The sequence below is a fragment of the Rahnella woolbedingensis genome, from assembly GCF_003602095.1.
Classification (GTDB): Bacteria; Pseudomonadota; Gammaproteobacteria; order Enterobacterales; family Enterobacteriaceae; genus Rahnella; species Rahnella woolbedingensis.
The window spans coordinates 1-17,023 of the sequence record NZ_RAHH01000010.1 but is presented as its reverse complement, the minus strand read 5'-3'; the positions used below and the strand labels follow the sequence as shown (position 1 = coordinate 17,023).

Sequence of the window (17,023 nt, the reverse complement as noted above, 5' to 3'; positions counted from 1 at the left end):
GCTTAGCCCCTGATGCTGACACAAAAATCCGGTACACTTCGCATAATGAACTGAACAGAAAGCCGGAATAAAATGAATAATTCTGAGAAGACATTTGATGCAGTAATTGTCGGCGGCGGCATGGTCGGCGCGGCCGCGGCGCTGGGGCTGGCAAAACAGGGCCTGCAGGTTGCACTGATTGAGAATGAAGCGCCTGCCGGATTTGACCCTTCAGCACACGCTGATTTGCGGATTTCCGCCATTGGCTGTGCGTCTGTCCGATTTTTACAAAAACTGGGCGCGTGGGAAGCGGTTGAGAAAATGCGCTCGGTGCCGTACCGCCGGCTTGAAACCTGGGAAGCGGACGGTTCTGATGTGAAATTTGACGCGCAATCGCTCGGATTACCGGAGCTGGGATTTATGGTCGAAAACCGCGTGCTGCAGTTAGCGCTGTGGCAGCAGTTCGACGCATTGGCGAATCTGACACGTTTTTGTCCGGCAAAGTTACGCCATCTTTTGCAGCACGATGATAAAACCTGGTCTCTGCAACTGACCACGGGGGAGTTGTTGCGCACGAAACTGGTGATTGCTGCCGATGGGGCGAACTCGCTGGTACGTCAGCTGGCGGGAATTGGTGTGGATGGCTGGGAATATCGCCAGCACTGCATGCTGATTAACGTTGAAACCGAAACGCCGGATCAGGATGTCACATGGCAGCAATTTTTCCCATCCGGGCCGCGCGCGTTTCTGCCGCTGTTCGGTCATCAGGCCTCGTTGGTCTGGTATGACAGCCCGCAGCGCATCCGTTACCTGAAAACGCTGAATATGCAGCAGCTCACCACAGAAGTGATGCAGGCTTTCCCGAAGCGTCTGGGCAATATCAACGCCCTATCCGCAGGGGCATTCCCGCTGGTTCGCCGTCACGCTCAGCGTTATGTCTTACCGGGACTGGCGCTGGTGGGCGACGCGGCGCATACCATCAATCCGCTGGCAGGGCAGGGCGTGAATCTGGGGTATCGCGACGTCGAGGCATTGTTATCGGTGCTGGAGAAAGCCCGTGATAGCGATGAGGAGTGGAGCAGCGAGAAAGTATTGCTGCGTTATCAGCGTCAGCGTCGTCTGGATAATTTGCTGATGCAAAGCGGCATGGATTTGTTCTATTCCGTCTTCAGCAACGATCTGGCACCGGTGAAAGTGCTGCGTAATCTGGCGCTGATGACCGCACAACGTGCCGGCGCACTGAAAACCAAAGCACTGAAATATGCGTTAGGGATTTAATGACGTCAGGGCAAACCGTAGAAATACTGGTTTGCCTTTTCATTTTTGCTGACTAAAAGACAAATAACAAAAAGCCCGCACGAGGCGGGCTTTCTTAATGTGGCTGGGGTGCCAGGATTCGAACCTGGGTATGCTGGTATCAGAAACCAGAGCCTTACCGCTTGGCGACACCCCAATTTTGTTTCTCACTACCTTTTGAGCAGTGTACTGCAAGTAAAATGGTGGCTACGACGGGATTTGAACCTGTGACCCCATCATTATGAGTGATGTGCTCTAACCAGCTGAGCTACGTAGCCAAATTTTACTGACTTACTTCAAAACTTCAAGCACTAATTTAATAATAAATTTCAAGTGCTTACCAATTATACAGAAAGAAGTATGGCTGGGGTACCTGGATTCGAACCAGGGTATGCTGGTATCAAAAACCAGTGCCTTACCGCTTGGCGATACCCCAACAGTACAACTTCTTCAAATTGGATTTTCCTCACAAACACATCAGTACAGCAATGTGAAAGATAAGAAAATGGCTGGGGTACCAGGATTCGAACCTGGGAATGCTGGTATCAAAAACCAGTGCCTTACCGCTTGGCGATACCCCAACTGTGCTACCGATGTCTGGAAATGGTGCGGGAGGCGAGACTTGAACTCGCACACCTTGCGGCGCTAGAACCTAAATCTAGTGCGTCTACCAATTTCGCCACTCCCGCAAAAAAGATGGTGGCTACGACGGGATTCGAACCTGTGACCCCATCATTATGAGTGATGTGCTCTAACCAACTGAGCTACGTAGCCATCTTTTTTCGCGCTACCTTCATCGGCGTTGCGGGGCGCATTATGCGTATATGACCGTTTTGCGTCAACACCTTTTTTGGAGAAAAAGCCCTGATTGCGTCCATTTGTCTGGGTTATAACCACTCTGGTGATTAATTGGACAAAAGACATTATTTTTACTGACTTTACCCACAAAAAAACGGGCCTGGAGAGGCCCGTTTACTACAACGAGATTAACCGGTAATTCGATTATTTGTAGGCAGACTGATGCACGCCCACAGCACGGCCAGAAGGATCGTCCATGTTTTTGAACGCTTCATCCCACTCAATGGCTTTCGCGGAAGAACAGGCCACTGAAGGGCCGCCAGGCACGCATTCAGCCGCGCTTGGAACCGGGAACAATTCTTCAAAAATCGTACGGTACAGGTAGCCTTCTTTAGACGTCGGCGTGTTGTACGGGAAACGGAAATGCGCAGTTTCAAGCTGCTGATCGGTGATCTGCTGAGAGGCCACTTCTTTTAAGGTATCGATCCAGCTGTAACCTACGCCATCAGAGAACTGTTCTTTCTGACGCCACGCCACACTGTGTGGCAAATAAGACTCAAAACATTCACGCAGGATATGTTTTTCCATCTTGCCGTTGCCGCACATTTTGTCTTTCGGGTTGATACGCATAGCGACGTCGAGGAATTTTTTGTCCAGGAACGGTACACGGGCTTCCACACCCCAGGCTGACATGGCTTTGTTAGCACGCGCACAGTCGTACATGTGCAGGGCCAGCAATTTACGCACGGTTTCTTCATGGAATTCTTTGGCGTTCGGCGCTTTGTGGAAATACAGGTAGCCGCCCAGCACTTCGTCTGCGCCTTCGCCAGACAACACCATTTTGATGCCCATCGCTTTGATTTTACGCGACATCAGATACATCGGCGTAGATGCGCGGATAGTCGTGACGTCGTAAGTTTCGATGTGATAAATAACATCGCGGATAGCATCCAGACCTTCCTGCACGGTGAAATGAATTTCGTGGTGCACGGTGCCCAAATGGTTAGCCACTTCCTGAGCGGCGCGCAGATCAGGTGAACCTTCCAGACCGACAGCAAAGGAGTGCAGCTGCGGCCACCAGGCTTCGCTCTGATCTTTATCTTCGATACGGCGACCGGCAAATTTCTTGGTGATCGCGGAAATTACGGACGAATCCAGACCACCGGACAGCAGCACGCCGTAAGGCACGTCAGACATCAGATGGCTTTTCACTGATTCTTCCAGTGCATCTTTCAGTGCAGCAGCGTCAGTGACGTTGTCTTTGACGTTTTCGAAATCAAACCAGTCACGCTGGTAGTATTCGCGAATTTCACCTTCCTGGCTCCACAGATAGCTGCCAGCCGGGAATTCTTTGATGGTGCGGCAAACGGGTACCAGCGCTTTCATTTCAGAAGCGACATACATGTTGCCGTGTTCGTCGTATCCCATATACAGCGGGATGATGCCCAGATGGTCACGGCCGATCAGGTACGCATCTTTTTCTGTGTCATACAGAATAAAGGCGAACATGCCTTGCAGTTCGTCCAGGAAGGCAGGGCCTTTTTCCTGATACAGCGCCAGAATCACTTCGCAGTCGGACGCGGTCTGGAATTCATATTTGTCGCCCAGTTCTGCGCGCAGAGCCTGATGGTTGTAGATTTCGCCGTTAACAGCCAGAACGTGAGTGTGTGCCGCGTTGTACAAAGGCTGTGCGCCGTTGTTCACGTCAACGATGGACAGACGCTCGTGCGACAGAATCGCTTTATCGCTGGCAAACACGCCGGACCAGTCTGGTCCGCGGTGACGCATCAGGCGCGACAGTTCCAGCGCTTTTTTGCGCAGCTCGATGGAGTCAGTTTTGATATCGAGCACACCGAAAATTGAACACATATTACTTTCTCCCTAACGACGTTTCTCTGGCTGTCATTTTTATGTTTATGAATGAGGATCAACGTTGCCGTTATTGCAGTTTTAGCCGGCGTTTGTTGCGTTGCTGACTATGAAAATGCGTCAAAACCCCCATGTTGTGCAAGTGATTTAACGCTCTTCTGATAAATAGTTGGTTGATGGTGGTGTATCTTTAACGAATCACCAGTTTTATGGCGATTTCATTAGCGGATTATTAATTTAATCGCCAAAAATTGAGGAGGATTCAAAAAAAGAGAAAAGTGGATAAATATCAGACAGCAAGACAAAAAAAAACGAGCCGGGATACCCATCCTGGCTCGTTTTCATAGACTTATCAGTACCGTTAAATCACGTCGATATCGGCAACGGAAGGATAAATCCAGGTCGGGCGGAAGGGCATTCCCTCAATATCATTGAGAGTGGAAACGCCGGTCAGCACCAGAATGGTTTCCAGCCCCGCCTGGAAGCCCGCCAGAATGTCGGTGCGAAGATTATCGCCCACAATGACCGTTTCTTCGGAATGCGCCTGCATTTTATTGAGCGCCGAGCGGATGATCCACGGGCTCGGCTTGCCCACGTAAAACGGCTGGCGGCCGGTAATTTTTTCGATAGGGGCGCATAACGCGCCGCAGGCAGGGGTGAAACCATGCCCGTGATTATCAGGGTTCGTTGCTATGAAGCGCGCGCCATTTGCCACGAAATAAGCGGCTTTATGGATCATATCCCAGTTATAAGAACGGGTTTCGCCGACGATCACGAAATCAGGATTGATATCGGTAATGGTAAAACCGGCTTTATACAGTTCATGGATCAACGCACCTTCGCCGACGACATAGGCTTTTTTGCCTTCCTGGCGTTTCAGGAAATCAGCGGTCGCCATGGCGGAAGTGAAGAACGCACTCTCGGGGACGTCAAGACCGGCCGCGCTGAAACGGTTTGCCAGATCTTGCGCTGTCTGGGAAGGGTAGTTAGTGAGAATAACTAACGGCATTCCCTGTTCCTGAACTCGCGCCAGAAAACGGTCGGCGCCGGGTACTGCGGTATTGTCGTGCAGCAGCACGCCATCAATGTCACAAATTACGTTCTTTATTGTCATGATTTCCAAACCCACATTTTCAGTCCCATTCCTGGCAGCCCGATACTATAGCACGTCTCAATTTTCCATCAGGCGCTGCAACAGAACGCCATTGAGCATAGCCCGTTTGACCAGAGCAAAAGCGCCAATCGCGGACTGATGATTCAGGGCTGAAGTGACTACCGGTAAATTGCGGCGGAAATCTTTCAGAACCTGCGCATTAATACAGTTCTGAATGGCAGGAAGCAGCACTTTGTCGGCTTCCGTGATTTCACCGGCAATCACCACTTTTTGCGGATTAAACAGGTTAATCGCAATCGAAACGCCTTTACCCAACTGGCGCCCCACATGCTCTATCACTTCGGTAGCCAGCGCATCGTGACGATTGGCGGCCTTACAAATGGCAGAAATCGAACAGTCTTCCAGGCTCAGTTTGCTGGCATAGCCTTGTGTCAGCAGATGGCGCACGCGGTTTTCGATGGCGGCGTTGGCTGCAACGGTTTCCAGACAACCGAAGTTACCGCAGTGACAGCGCTCGCCCAGCGGATCGATTTGGATATGCCCGATTTCACCGACGTTGCCGTTACTGCCAAGAAAAATCTGACCGTTAACGATGATCCCGGCACCGGTTCCGCGGTGTAAGCGAACCAAAATGGAGTCCTGACAGTCGCGGGTCGCACCGAAGTAGTGCTCAGCCAGCGCCAGACTGCGGATATCGTGGCCGACAAAACTGGTGACTTTAAATTTGGCTTCCAGCGCATCCACTAATTTCCACGCACCGACGCTGATATGCGGCATGTAGCGCACGATCCCTTTATTCGGATCGACCAGCCCTGGAAGGATGACAGATATGGCAATCAGTTCGCGGATTTTACGCTGATTCATCTCGATGAACTGGGCGATGGCTTCGAACAGCGCGTTCTCCAGCGTTTCCTGAGTGCGCTCGGGCAGGGCGTAATGTTGTTCTGCCAGCGATTTGGCACTGAGATCATAGAGCGTAATCGTCGCATCATGACGTCCGAGACGGACGGCAATCGCATGGAAAGGACGGGTTTCGGTAATAATGGAGATTGCGCGGCGGCCTCCGGTAGAAGCCTGCTGTTCCACTTCTTTGATAAGCCCGCGCTCAAGCAATTGCCGCGTAATCTTGGTGACACTGGCGGGCGCTAACTGGCTCATATCGGCAATCTGAATGCGCGAGATAGGCCCTTGTTGGTCAATCAGGCGGTAAACCGCCGCCCCGTTTAACTGCTTAACCAGATCAACGTTGCCGATTTGTGCCTGCTGTCCGCCAGTTGTCATCAATGCTGTTATCCGCTCAATTAAACTTCGTCACCATTAACGATAGTTTTTGTGATTTTAAAATCATGAGTGAACGCGGTGAGGTTAGCGACTTTACCTGCTTCGATGCTGCCAAGCTGGTCATCAAGACCAATGGCACGAGCCGGATAAAGCGATGCCATACGCAGCGTTTCATCCAAAGCAATGCCGACATGTTCGACGCTGTTTTGCACCGCTTCGATCATCGTCAGCGCAGAGCCGCTCAACGTACCGTTTTCGTCCACACAGAGTCCGTCACGGTAGTATATTGTTTTACCGGCAAAAATGAACTCATCAATATTCGCGCCAGCCGGAGCAGTGGCATCTGTGACCAGCACCAGCTTTTCGCCTTTGAGCTTTTTCGCGTTGCGGATATTGGCCCAGTCCACATGTAAACCGTCTGCAATCACGCCGGTGTACACTTCAGGCGTATCGAAGATTGCACCAATAAGGCCTGGCTGACGACCGGTAATCGCCGGCATTGCATTATAAAGGTGCGTCGCAAAGCTGATACCTGCCGCAAAACCGGCACGTGCTTCAGCATAAGTAGAATTTGAATGGCCTGCGGAAATCACGATCCCGGCATCACGTAACTGGCGGATATATTTTGCTTCAACCTGTTCCGGTGCCAGCGTCAGCTGAGTGATCACATCGGCGTTAGCGCACAGGAAATCAATCATGGCGCTGTCTGGCAGGCGGATAAAGGCAGGATTATGCGTGCCTTTTTTCGCCGGGCTGAGATAGGGCCCTTCCAGATGAAGACCCAAAGCCTGGTTCGGATACTTTTCCAGATAGGTGCGCATCACGCTGATACCGTGTTTCATGTAGTCATCGCTACAGGTAATCAGCGTCGGTAAGAAACTGGTACAGCCGGATTTTTCATTGGCTTTCTGCATGATTTCTAACGTTTCTACGGAAATCGCTTCCAGAGAATCGTTGAACTGCACGCCGCCACAACCATTGAGTTGCAGATCGATAAATCCGGGGGCAAGAATGGCGCCGTCCAGACTGCGGGTTTCCACATTCGCCGGCAATTCACTCACCGGGCAGACACGTTCGATTTTGCCATCCGCAATCACTACCGCGTGGTTATCCAGAACGTCATGACCGGTATATATCCGGCCCTCAATCAATGCGTACATCATGCCCCCTAGTACGTTTGCCCTTCTCCAGTCACGCTGCTGCTGCGTTGGCTGCCTCACTCACTCCGGTCACTTACTTGAGTAAGCTCCCGGAGATTCGCTTCGTCGCCGCCTTGCCGCAACGCGACTGGCTTTGGGCACAATTTTGAATCAGAGATTTTTCATATTTTCCGCTTCTAACTCGCGGAAATATTTAACAGTTTTGACTTTCAGTTCCATGGTGGACGGTTCGTCACATACCATAACGGCTTTTGCGTGCAATTGCAGGCAACTGATGGTCCACATGTGGTTAATGTTGCCTTCAACAGCGGCTTCCAGAGCCTGTGCTTTCGCATGACCGGTAACCAGAATCATCACTTCTTCTGCATCCAGCAGTGTACCCACGCCAACGGTCAGAGCAAATTTTGGCACCTGAGACACATCGTTGTCGAAGAAACGGGAGTTCGCGATACGGGTTTCGTGGGTCAGGGTTTTGATACGCGTACGGGAAGCCAGGGAAGAAGCCGGTTCGTTGAATGCGATATGGCCGTCGTTGCCCACGCCACCCATGAACAGGTTAATTTTGCCGTAAGACTTAATTTTCGCTTCGTACTGGCGGCATTCTTCGTCAACGTCTGGTGCATTACCATTGAGCAGGTTGATGTTTTCGCGTGGAATATCAACGTGGTCAAAGAAGTTTTTGTACATGAAGGTATGGTAGCTCTCAGGATGTTCCTGTGGCAGACCAACATATTCGTCCATGTTAAAAGTAACAACGTTCTTAAAGCTAACCTGGCCTGCTTTATGCATGGCGATTAAATGTTTGTAAGCTTCGAGAGGGGTACCACCGGTAGGCAGGCCCAGAACGAAAGGACGGTCGGCGGTAGGTTTGAAAGCGTTAATGCGTTCAACAATATGACGTGCAGCCCATTTGCCAACTTCAGTGGTGGTGTTTAAAGGAATAAGTCTCATCACGTACCTCTAGTTTCAGAATATTGAATATACTGTTGATATCCTTTGTCCTTGACCTTGCAGGGGCGTTGGCTGCTCTCGCTCACCCGATTCACTTACCTGTGTAAGCTCATCGGGATTCACTCGATTGCTGCCTTCCTGCAACGTCAATGACTGCGGATATACGTAGTCAAAGTAAAAACTAAGTTCGTCAGTTCAAAGGCGGTCTTGTTAAGCGTAAACCACCGCGGCGGTTTATGACTGGCACAATGCCGTCTAGATTTTTTTAATGATAAAATAAGTTTTGTGTGTTGACCAGTCTGATGGCATGTTATGACCTCTTTTTGGTGACATTTCTCACAAAAAGAGAGGTTTTAATTTGCGATACGAAATAATCTTTTTACACTCGCATTGCTGTTAGTTATAAGTGCAGTCGGTTAAATCGGAACGTTAAATGTAAAGGTAGTAACCATACTAATTAAACTACTTAGGTGATTCGCCTGACGGCGGATAGGGGGAAATGTGAATATTCTTGGATTCTTTCAGCGTTTAGGCAGAGCGCTACAGCTGCCGATAGCCGTACTACCGGTCGCTGCTTTATTGCTGCGTTTCGGTCAGCCTGATCTTCTTAATATGCCTTTCATCGCGCAAGCCGGTGGCGGGATTTTCGATAACCTCGCATTAATTTTTGCTATCGGTGTGGCATCCAGCTGGTCTAAAGACAACGCGGGTGCAGCAGCTTTAGCGGGCGGTATTGGTTACTTCATCCTGACTAAAGCGATGGTCACCATCAACCCGGCGGTAAACATGGGCGTGCTGGCCGGTATTATTACCGGTCTGGTGGGCGGTATGGTTTACAACCGCTGGTCTGATATCAAACTGCCTGACTTCCTGAGCTTCTTCGGTGGGAAACGCTTTGTTCCTATCGCAACGGGCTTCTTCTGTCTGATTCTGGCCGCTATCTTCGGTTACGTCTGGCCTCCGGTGCAGGATGCAATCCGTGCGGGCGGGGAGTGGATCGTAGGTGCTGGCGCATTCGGTGCAGGTATCTTTGGTTTCGTAAACCGTTTGCTGATCCCAACCGGTCTGCATCAGGTTCTGAACACCATTGCATGGTTCCAGATTGGTGACTTCACCAACGCTGCAGGGACTGTATTCCACGGTGACATCAACCGCTTCTACGCGGGTGACGGCACTGCAGGGATGTTCATGTCCGGCTTCTTCCCAATCATGATGTTCGGTCTGCCAGGCGCAGCATGTGCAATGTACTTCGCGGCACCGAAAGAACGTCGTTCGCTGGTTGGCGGTATGCTGGTATCAGTGGCGGTGACGGCATTCCTGACCGGTGTTACTGAACCGTTAGAATTCCTGTTCATGTTCCTTGCTCCGTTGCTTTACTTAGTACACGCCATCCTGACCGGGATCAGCCTGTACATCGCAACTGCTCTGGGCATTCATGCAGGCTTCTCCTTCTCTGCGGGCGCCATCGACTATGCGTTGATGTACAACCTGCCGGCAGCAAGTAAAAACGTCTGGATGTTGCTGGTGATGGGTGTGATTTTCTTCATCATCTACTTCGTTCTGTTCAGCGTCATTATCCGTATGTTCAACCTGAAAACGCCAGGTCGTGAAGACGACGTTGACCATATCGGTGAACCAGAAGCGAACAGCAACACTGAAGAAGGTCTGAATCAGCTGGCTGTGAGCTACATTGGTGCTCTGGGGGGGTCTGATAACTTCAAAGGGATTGATGCCTGTATTACCCGTCTGCGTCTGAACGTAAAAGATGCCGGCACCGTTGATGACGCGGCCTGTAAGCGTCTGGGCGCATCAGGTATCGTTCGTCTGAACAAACAAAGCATTCAGGTTATCGTCGGTGCTAAAGCCGAATCTCTGGCTGATGCCATGAAGAAAGTGATGGCTCGTGGTCCGGTTCCTGCAGGTGTAGCTACACCCGTTGCTGCGGTTAAAGCGGCTCCTCAGGCTGTGCCAAACAGCGTGAAAACGGTTGTTGAAACGCTGGTTTCGCCGGTTACCGGTGACATTGTTGCGCTGGATCAGGTGCCAGATGAAGCATTTGCCAGCAAAGCCGTCGGTGATGGCGTGGCGATTCGTCCGACAGATAAAACCGTGGTTTCTCCTGCGGCCGGTACTGTGGTGAAAATCTTCAATACCAACCATGCGTTCTGCCTGGAAACCACTTCCGGCGCTGAAATCGTGGTACATATGGGGATTGATACGGTTGCATTGAACGGTCAGGGCTTTACCCGCCTGGTCGAAGAAGGCGCAACGGTCGTCGCGGGTCAGCCTGTACTGGAACTGGATCTGGATTATCTGAACGCCAACGCGCGCTCAATGATAAGCCCGGTTGTGGTCAGCAACATCGACGATTATACCGGTGTGATTTCTCTGGCCAGCGGCTCTGTAGTTGCCGGTCAGACCAAACTGTTCGAAATCCAGAGTAAATAATTCTGCTGATTAAGTAACAGTCGAAAGTAATGCAAAAAGTCCAATCGCGGGAAGAGAGCAATCTCTTCCCGCTTTTTTATTGCTTCTAAGCAGACGTCATGCAGATAACCACGATTTTATGCAACTAACGGTTGTTTCCTTACGTGGCTTGTTGGAACATAAGCGGTTATCCGTAGAGTCAAATGTCGCGTAGAGGAATTGCACAATGAGTGAGGCAGAAGCCCGCCCAACAAATTTTATCCGTCAGATTATTGATGAAGATCTGGCGACCGGGAAACACAATACCGTTCATACCCGTTTCCCGCCCGAGCCTAATGGCTATCTGCATATTGGTCATGCGAAATCTATCTGCCTGAATTTTGGCATCGCGCAAGACTATCAGGGACAGTGCAACCTGCGTTTTGACGATACCAACCCGGCAAAAGAAGATATTGAATTCGTTGATTCAATCAAACACGACGTGCAATGGTTAGGTTTCGACTGGAGTGGTGATATTCATTACTCTTCGGATTATTTTGATCAGCTGCACGCCTACGCGCTGGAACTGATCAATAAAGGTCTGGCTTATGTTGATGAACTGTCTCCGGACCAGATCCGCGAATACCGTGGTTCCCTGACATCGCCGGGTAAAAACAGCCCGTTCCGCGATCGCAGCGTAGAAGAGAACATCGCGCTGTTCGAAAAAATGCGTAACGGTGAATTTGCCGAAGGCGCTGCGTGTCTGCGTGCAAAAATCGATATGGCTTCACCATTCTTCGTGATGCGTGATCCGGTGATTTATCGTATCAAGTTTGCAGAACACCATCAGACCGGCACTAAGTGGTGCATCTATCCGATGTACGATTTCACCCACTGCATTTCCGATGCGCTGGAAGGGATCACACATTCACTGTGTACGCTGGAGTTCCAGGACAACCGCCGTCTGTACGACTGGGTGCTGGATAACATCACCATTCCATGCCATCCGCGCCAGTACGAGTTCTCCCGTCTGAATCTCGAATATTCCATCATGTCCAAGCGTAAGCTGAACCTGCTGGTGACGGATAATATCGTTGAAGGCTGGGATGATCCGCGTATGCCGACCGTTTCCGGTCTGCGTCGCCGTGGTTACACTGCCGCGTCTATCCGTGAATTCTGCCGTCGTATCGGCGTAACGAAACAAGATAACAACGTCGAAATGATGGCGCTGGAATCCTGTATCCGTGATGACCTGAACGAAAACGCACCGCGCGCCATGGCTGTTATCAATCCGGTTAAAGTGATCATTGAAAACTTTACCGGTGAAGACGTGCAGAGGGTGAAAATGCCAAACCATCCGAGCAAACCGGAAATGGGCACCCGCGAAGTGCCGTTCACCCGCGAAATCTATATCGATCAGGCCGATTTCCGCGAAGAAGCCAACAAACAGTACAAACGTCTGGTGCTGGGCAAAGAAGTTCGCCTGCGCAATGCGTATGTGATCAAAGCGGAACGTATTGAGAAAGATGCAGAAGGTAATATCACCACCATCTTCTGTTCTTACGATATCGAAACACTGAGCAAAGATCCTGCCGATGGCCGCAAGGTGAAAGGTGTGATCCACTGGGTTTCTGCGTCTGAAGGTAAACCGGCGGAATTTCGTCTGTATGACCGTCTGTTCAGCGTTGCCAATCCTGGCCAGGCAGAAGACTTCCTGACCACGATCAACCCGGAATCGCTGGTGATTGCTCACGGTTTTGTTGAGCCTTCTCTGGTGGCCGCTCAGGCTGAAATCAGCCTGCAGTTCGAGCGTGAAGGTTACTTCTGCGCCGACAGTCGCTACTCAAGCGCCGATAATCTGGTGTTCAACCGTACCGTTGGCCTGCGTGATACCTGGGAAAGCAAGCCCGTCGCGTAATTGCCTCTGAACGGCGGGTTCTGATCGACTTGTTTTAGAACGGCTTAACATTAAACGCAGCTCCGGCTGCGTTTTTTTATGCCTGACATTTGCCAATTATGTTTTTCATCGCGAATTAATGTGTTTTTAATGTTTGCTTTTAAACCCTGTTTTTTGTGTGCTGAAACGTTTAAATAGAAGCCGGAAAACGTCATTTTACTGATTTTGTTATTTATTTTTATTACTCCTCTGCCTAATCTATTTCTATAGACTTTTGTTACATTTTTTCATCTTTATGTGCACTTTGTCATACTTCGGCGATCAATGAGTAATTACCCATTGATAATTCGCGTCGCGAAAAATACTCTTGGTGTTGATTTAACCGGTTACGCCTTTGGCGGCCGTTTTTAATACCCGTTTGGGTTTTGTTCGTATTTTTTAGTCAAAAATGAGGAATTTCTATGCACAAGCACCTTAACAGGGGCAGGGGATCGGCTTACCTGAAACCTGCACTTTATTCTCTTGCCGGCACCTTATTGGGTGGCGGAATGATGTTTTCAGAAGACGCCAAGGCGGCAGGCTTTATTGACGATTCGACGCTGACCGGCGGCGTGTATTACTGGCAGCGTGAACGTGACCGCAAAGACCTCAACAAAACCAAAGAAGAAACTCGCCCTGATGGCTCAAAAGTCACGGTGAACAATCCCGATTACGACAAGTACGCCACCAACCTTTCGCATTCCACCGCTAACCTGAATCTCGATTTCTCCTCCGGCTATGCCTGGGATATGTTCGGGATCGACGTCGCTGCATTTACTGCCATTGAATTAGCCGAAGCCAGCGACAGCGGCCATCCAAACGAAATCGCGTTCTCCTCTAAAAACCACGCTTACGACGAAGATTATTCGGGCGATAAAGGCGGGGTCAGCCTGTATAAAGCTGCCGGTAAATTTAAATACGGCGGATTCTGGGGACATGCCGGTTACATTCAGCCAACCGGTCAGACGCTGATTGCACCACACTGGAGTTTCATGCCGGGGACTTACCGCGGTGCGGAAGCGGGCTACAAGCATGATTTCGGTGATCCGGGCGAACTGAGTTTCTCCTACATGTGGGCTGACGAATATAAATCTCCATGGCATCTGGAAATGGATGATTTCCGCCAGAACGATAAAAAAACCGGTGTTTCGTATATCCATTCTCTCGGTGCGAAATACGACTTCAAAAATGATTTCGTACTGGAAGGTGCTTTTGGTCAGGCTGAAAGTTATGTCGATCAGTACTTTGCCAAAGCGTCGTACAAAATCGATCTGATGGGCAATCCGCTGACCACCAGTTACCAGTTCTATGGTGCGGAAGACCGCATCAGCGACAAGAACGATCCGAACAGCTTGTACGACGGACTGGCCTGGTTGCAGGCGCTGACTTTCGGCTACACCACGGGGCAGTTTAACTGGCGCCTGGAAGGCACGATGGTCAAAGCGGAAGGTAATCAGGGCTACTTCCTGCAACGTATGACGCCGACGTATTCCTCTTCAAACGGTCGTCTGGACGTATGGTGGGATAACCGTTCGGACTTCAACGCCAACGGCGAAAAAGCAGTGTATGCCGGTGTACTTTATGATCTGGCGAAATGGGATCTGCCGGGTCTCGCCGTCGGGGGGTCTTACGTTTATGCGTGGGACGCCAAACCGAGCACTAACGCCGCCTATGATCAAAGCCAGCGTCTGAAAGAGAGCGCCTGGAGTCTGGATGCGCTTTACACCATTCAGGAAGGCCGCGCGAAAGGTACGCTGTTCAAACTGCATTACACCCAATACGACAACCATTCGGATATTCCGAGCTGGGGCGGGGGTTACGGCAACATATTCCAGGATGAAAAAGACGTGAAATTCATCGTTATTGCTCCATTCACTATTTTCTGAGGTCGTTATGTCGATGAATAAATTACTGATGATTGTGGTATCAGCTGTTCTGCTGGCAGGCTGCGCGCCAACCGGCGATCAGGCACAGATTTCCAAAACGCGTGAAGACTACAGAGCGTGTATTAATGCGTCGGAAGGTAATCCGGACAAACTGGCGACCTGTCAGGTGTTGCTGGACAAGCTGAAACAGGAAAAAGCCCACCAGAAATTTGCCGATCAGGAAACGGTACGCGTGGTGGATTATCAGCGCTGTCTGACGGCGAGTAAAACCGGTGATGGTCAGGCGTATGCGGCGGATTGCGGCAAAATCTGGCAGGAAATCAAATCCAGTAACGCGCCAGCACCCGCTCACTAATCGCAGAGTGTGGGCAAAACATCATTGAGAACACAACCCCGGCTTGCCGGGGTTTTGACGTTTTAGCTACATCAGCTTCTTATCCCGAACCGCAGGCATAAAAAAACCGCTTTTCAGCGGTTAGTTTATTCAGATAACTTGTCATTCAGATCCCTTGCGACAACAAAAACCGGCAGATTAGTGCGCAGGTTTGTCGTTGTGCAGAGATTCATCTTCACGGCAGTCGCCTGCTTCACAGTGACCGTACAGATACAGACTGTGGTTGGTCAGTTTGATGCCGTGTTTTTTAGCAATCTCACGCTGACGACCTTCGATATATTCGTCACGGAATTCAATCACACGACCGCAATCCAGGCAGATCAGGTGATCGTGGTGATGTTGCTGAGTCAGTTCGAATACGGATTTGCCGCCTTCGAAGTTATGACGGGTGACAATACCGGCATCATCAAACTGGTTAAGAACACGGTAAACCGTGGCCAGACCAATTTCTTCGCCCATATCAATCAGTTGCTTGTAAAGATCTTCCGCACTAACGTGATGACCTTCCGGCGCTTGCAGCACTTCCAGGATTTTGAGGCGCGGAAGCGTGACTTTTAAGCCGGCTTTCTTCAGTGCGGTGTTGTTGTCAGTCATGCGGATTCAGTCCTGTTACTATGTGCTAATCAAGTTGAGGCATGCAGCCTGTGGCATCGGCGGCACAAAATTGTTCGTTTGCTGTTCTTTGTTTAAGGGAAGTGTGCCCATTCTCGTAAACGACAGCCTGTTAATAAAGATCACATATTATCTGTCACATTAATAATGCAACGACTTGATCGATAGAAAAAACAGATGAACTCAGTGTACCTTGATACGACCGAAAGTTACAATTTTGTAGCGGTTAAATTGTTAATTTCAGTAATAGTTTGGCCCTTCAATTGTAGAATAAATCCTCAGGGCCAACAGGGTTTTTAGCCAATAATTTCTGAAAGGCTGAGTTCTTCTGTGATCTGTTTCACCCACGCATCAACACGTTCAGCAGTCAGTTCCGGCTGACGGTCTTCGTCAATTGCCAGTCCGATGAAGTGCTTATCATCAGCCAGGCCTTTAGAGGCTTCGAAATGATAACCTTCTGTTGGCCAGTGACCGACAATCACAGCGCCGCGTGGCTCAATGATATCGCGCACGGTACCCAGCGCATCGCAGAAATACTCGGCATAGTCTTCCTGATCGCCGCAGCCAAACAGGGCTACCAGCTTACCTTCGAAATCTATCTCTTCGAGCGACGGGAAAAAGTCGTCCCAGTCACACTGCGCTTCACCGTAATACCAGGTTGGAATTCCGATCAGCAAAATATCGAATTTTTCCAGATCCTCTTTGCTGCTCTTCGCAATGTCATGCACCTCAGCAACATCTTTACCCAGTTGTTTCTGGATCATTTTTGCGATGTTTTCGGTGTTACCTGTATCGGATCCAAAGAAGATACCTACAACGGCCATAAGATTACCTAACCTCTTGTTCTAAATGAAGTGCCCTGCATTGCAGGCAATAATAGCGAAGATGATACCAAACTCGCGAGGCGGAGAATATGTTTCTGCTCGCCTTCTTAACTGGGGAATAAGTTTATCGGGCTATTTTTTAAAGTGTTATCGCCATCGTGTGCTAATTAACCTCAACGTTTCTCAGGGTAATTAGCAAAGTTAAGAAATAACTCTGCTCCTTCCTTAAGTTTATGCACGTCCAGCCGATAGATGATTCGAGAGCAATCTCATCATAATAAAGAAATCGATGCCCGGAGAGGTGTTCAAACATGTCCCGGGGCGTAAGCCTGCTGGTTACCTGTCTTGATTCTCCGCATCCCCGTCAATCCTCAGACCAGAAACAGTTCTGTTTCGAGAGAGGCATATCGTGCAGTTTTTGAAAAATATTACCATCAGGGTAATGCCGATCGTTTAAGGATCAGTTGACCGATCCGGTGGCTCGTGTAAAAAGGGTTCATGCTCAACATGGACCCTT

The 17,023-nt window shown here is 50.0% G+C and carries 12 protein-coding genes and 6 tRNA genes; 5 read left to right on the top strand and 13 right to left on the bottom strand.

Translation table 11 applies throughout. From position 1 onward, the window contains the following. The first annotated feature begins 72 nt into the window (after window positions 1-72). Window positions 73-1,257 carry a 3-demethoxyubiquinol 3-hydroxylase gene (gene ubiF / locus D6C13_RS09940; protein WP_120132605.1) on the top strand — a complete coding sequence of 395 codons (1,185 nt, stop codon included), beginning with the start codon at window positions 73-75 and terminating at the stop codon, window positions 1,255-1,257. A gap of 100 nt (window positions 1,258-1,357) precedes the next feature. On the opposite strand, the gene D6C13_RS09935 is transcribed toward ubiF, so the two are convergent. The 11 genes from D6C13_RS09935 to nagB all read right to left on the bottom strand — a co-directional run bounded on the left by D6C13_RS09935 (window position 1,358) and on the right by nagB (window position 8,448). After that, a tRNA-Gln gene (locus D6C13_RS09935) sits at window positions 1,358-1,432 on the bottom strand. Window positions 1,433-1,476: 44 nt separating this feature from the next. Next, window positions 1,477-1,553: transfer RNA gene (locus D6C13_RS09930), tRNA-Met, on the bottom strand. Window positions 1,554-1,636: 83 nt separating this feature from the next. Further along, window positions 1,637-1,711: transfer RNA gene (locus tag D6C13_RS09925), tRNA-Gln, on the bottom strand. 70 nt (window positions 1,712-1,781) lie between these two features. Further along, window positions 1,782-1,856, bottom strand: a tRNA-Gln gene (locus D6C13_RS09920). A gap of 23 nt (window positions 1,857-1,879) precedes the next feature. Next, a tRNA-Leu gene (locus D6C13_RS09915) sits at window positions 1,880-1,964 on the bottom strand. Between the two features lie 8 nt (window positions 1,965-1,972). After that, window positions 1,973-2,049 (bottom strand) — tRNA-Met (locus D6C13_RS09910). Between the two features lie 228 nt (window positions 2,050-2,277). After that, window positions 2,278-3,942 (bottom strand): asparagine synthase B, encoded by a 1,665-nt coding sequence (gene asnB / locus D6C13_RS09905; RefSeq protein ID WP_120132604.1) that lies wholly within the window; start codon window positions 3,940-3,942, stop codon window positions 2,278-2,280. A gap of 361 nt (window positions 3,943-4,303) precedes the next feature. Continuing rightward, window positions 4,304-5,056, bottom strand: coding sequence for an HAD-IIA family hydrolase (locus D6C13_RS09900; RefSeq protein ID WP_120132749.1), 753 nt, complete (start codon window positions 5,054-5,056; stop codon window positions 4,304-4,306). A 57-nt stretch (window positions 5,057-5,113) separates the two neighbouring features. Then, window positions 5,114-6,337 carry a DNA-binding transcriptional regulator NagC gene (nagC, locus tag D6C13_RS09895; protein ID WP_120132603.1) on the bottom strand — a complete coding sequence of 408 codons (1,224 nt, stop codon included), beginning with the start codon at window positions 6,335-6,337 and terminating at the stop codon, window positions 5,114-5,116. A gap of 20 nt (window positions 6,338-6,357) precedes the next feature. Then, complete coding sequence (nagA, locus tag D6C13_RS09890) at window positions 6,358-7,497, bottom strand: N-acetylglucosamine-6-phosphate deacetylase (protein WP_120132602.1); 1,140 nt, start codon at window positions 7,495-7,497, stop codon at window positions 6,358-6,360. A 150-nt stretch (window positions 7,498-7,647) separates the two neighbouring features. Then, complete coding sequence (gene nagB, locus D6C13_RS09885; RefSeq protein WP_112287648.1) at window positions 7,648-8,448, bottom strand: glucosamine-6-phosphate deaminase; 801 nt, start codon at window positions 8,446-8,448, stop codon at window positions 7,648-7,650. 501 nt (window positions 8,449-8,949) lie between these two features. Between nagB and nagE the strand changes: the two genes are divergently transcribed. The 4 genes from nagE to chiQ all read left to right on the top strand — a co-directional run bounded on the left by nagE (window position 8,950) and on the right by chiQ (window position 15,031). Then, entirely contained in the window at window positions 8,950-10,896 is a 1,947-nt protein-coding gene (gene nagE / locus D6C13_RS09880) for a PTS N-acetyl glucosamine transporter subunit IIABC (RefSeq protein ID WP_120132601.1), read from the top strand. Between the two features lie 205 nt (window positions 10,897-11,101). Next, complete coding sequence (gene glnS, locus D6C13_RS09875) at window positions 11,102-12,772, top strand: glutamine--tRNA ligase (protein ID WP_120132600.1); 1,671 nt, start codon at window positions 11,102-11,104, stop codon at window positions 12,770-12,772. A 440-nt stretch (window positions 12,773-13,212) separates the two neighbouring features. Then, window positions 13,213-14,676: a chitoporin ChiP gene (gene chiP / locus D6C13_RS09870; protein WP_120132599.1), complete on the top strand. Its 1,464-nt coding sequence runs from the start codon at window positions 13,213-13,215 to the stop codon at window positions 14,674-14,676. Window positions 14,677-14,689: 13 nt separating this feature from the next. Then, entirely contained in the window at window positions 14,690-15,031 is a 342-nt protein-coding gene (gene chiQ / locus D6C13_RS09865; RefSeq protein WP_167458011.1) for a ChiQ/YbfN family lipoprotein, read from the top strand. Between the two features lie 177 nt (window positions 15,032-15,208). Here chiQ and fur read toward each other — a convergent pair whose 3' ends face one another. Beyond that, entirely contained in the window at window positions 15,209-15,664 is a 456-nt protein-coding gene (fur, locus tag D6C13_RS09860) for a ferric iron uptake transcriptional regulator (RefSeq protein WP_015698140.1), read from the bottom strand. A gap of 314 nt (window positions 15,665-15,978) precedes the next feature. After that, window positions 15,979-16,506, bottom strand: a complete 528-nt coding sequence (gene fldA / locus D6C13_RS09855; protein ID WP_112287653.1) for a flavodoxin FldA — start codon at window positions 16,504-16,506, stop codon at window positions 15,979-15,981. Between the last annotated feature and the right edge of the window lie 517 nt (window positions 16,507-17,023).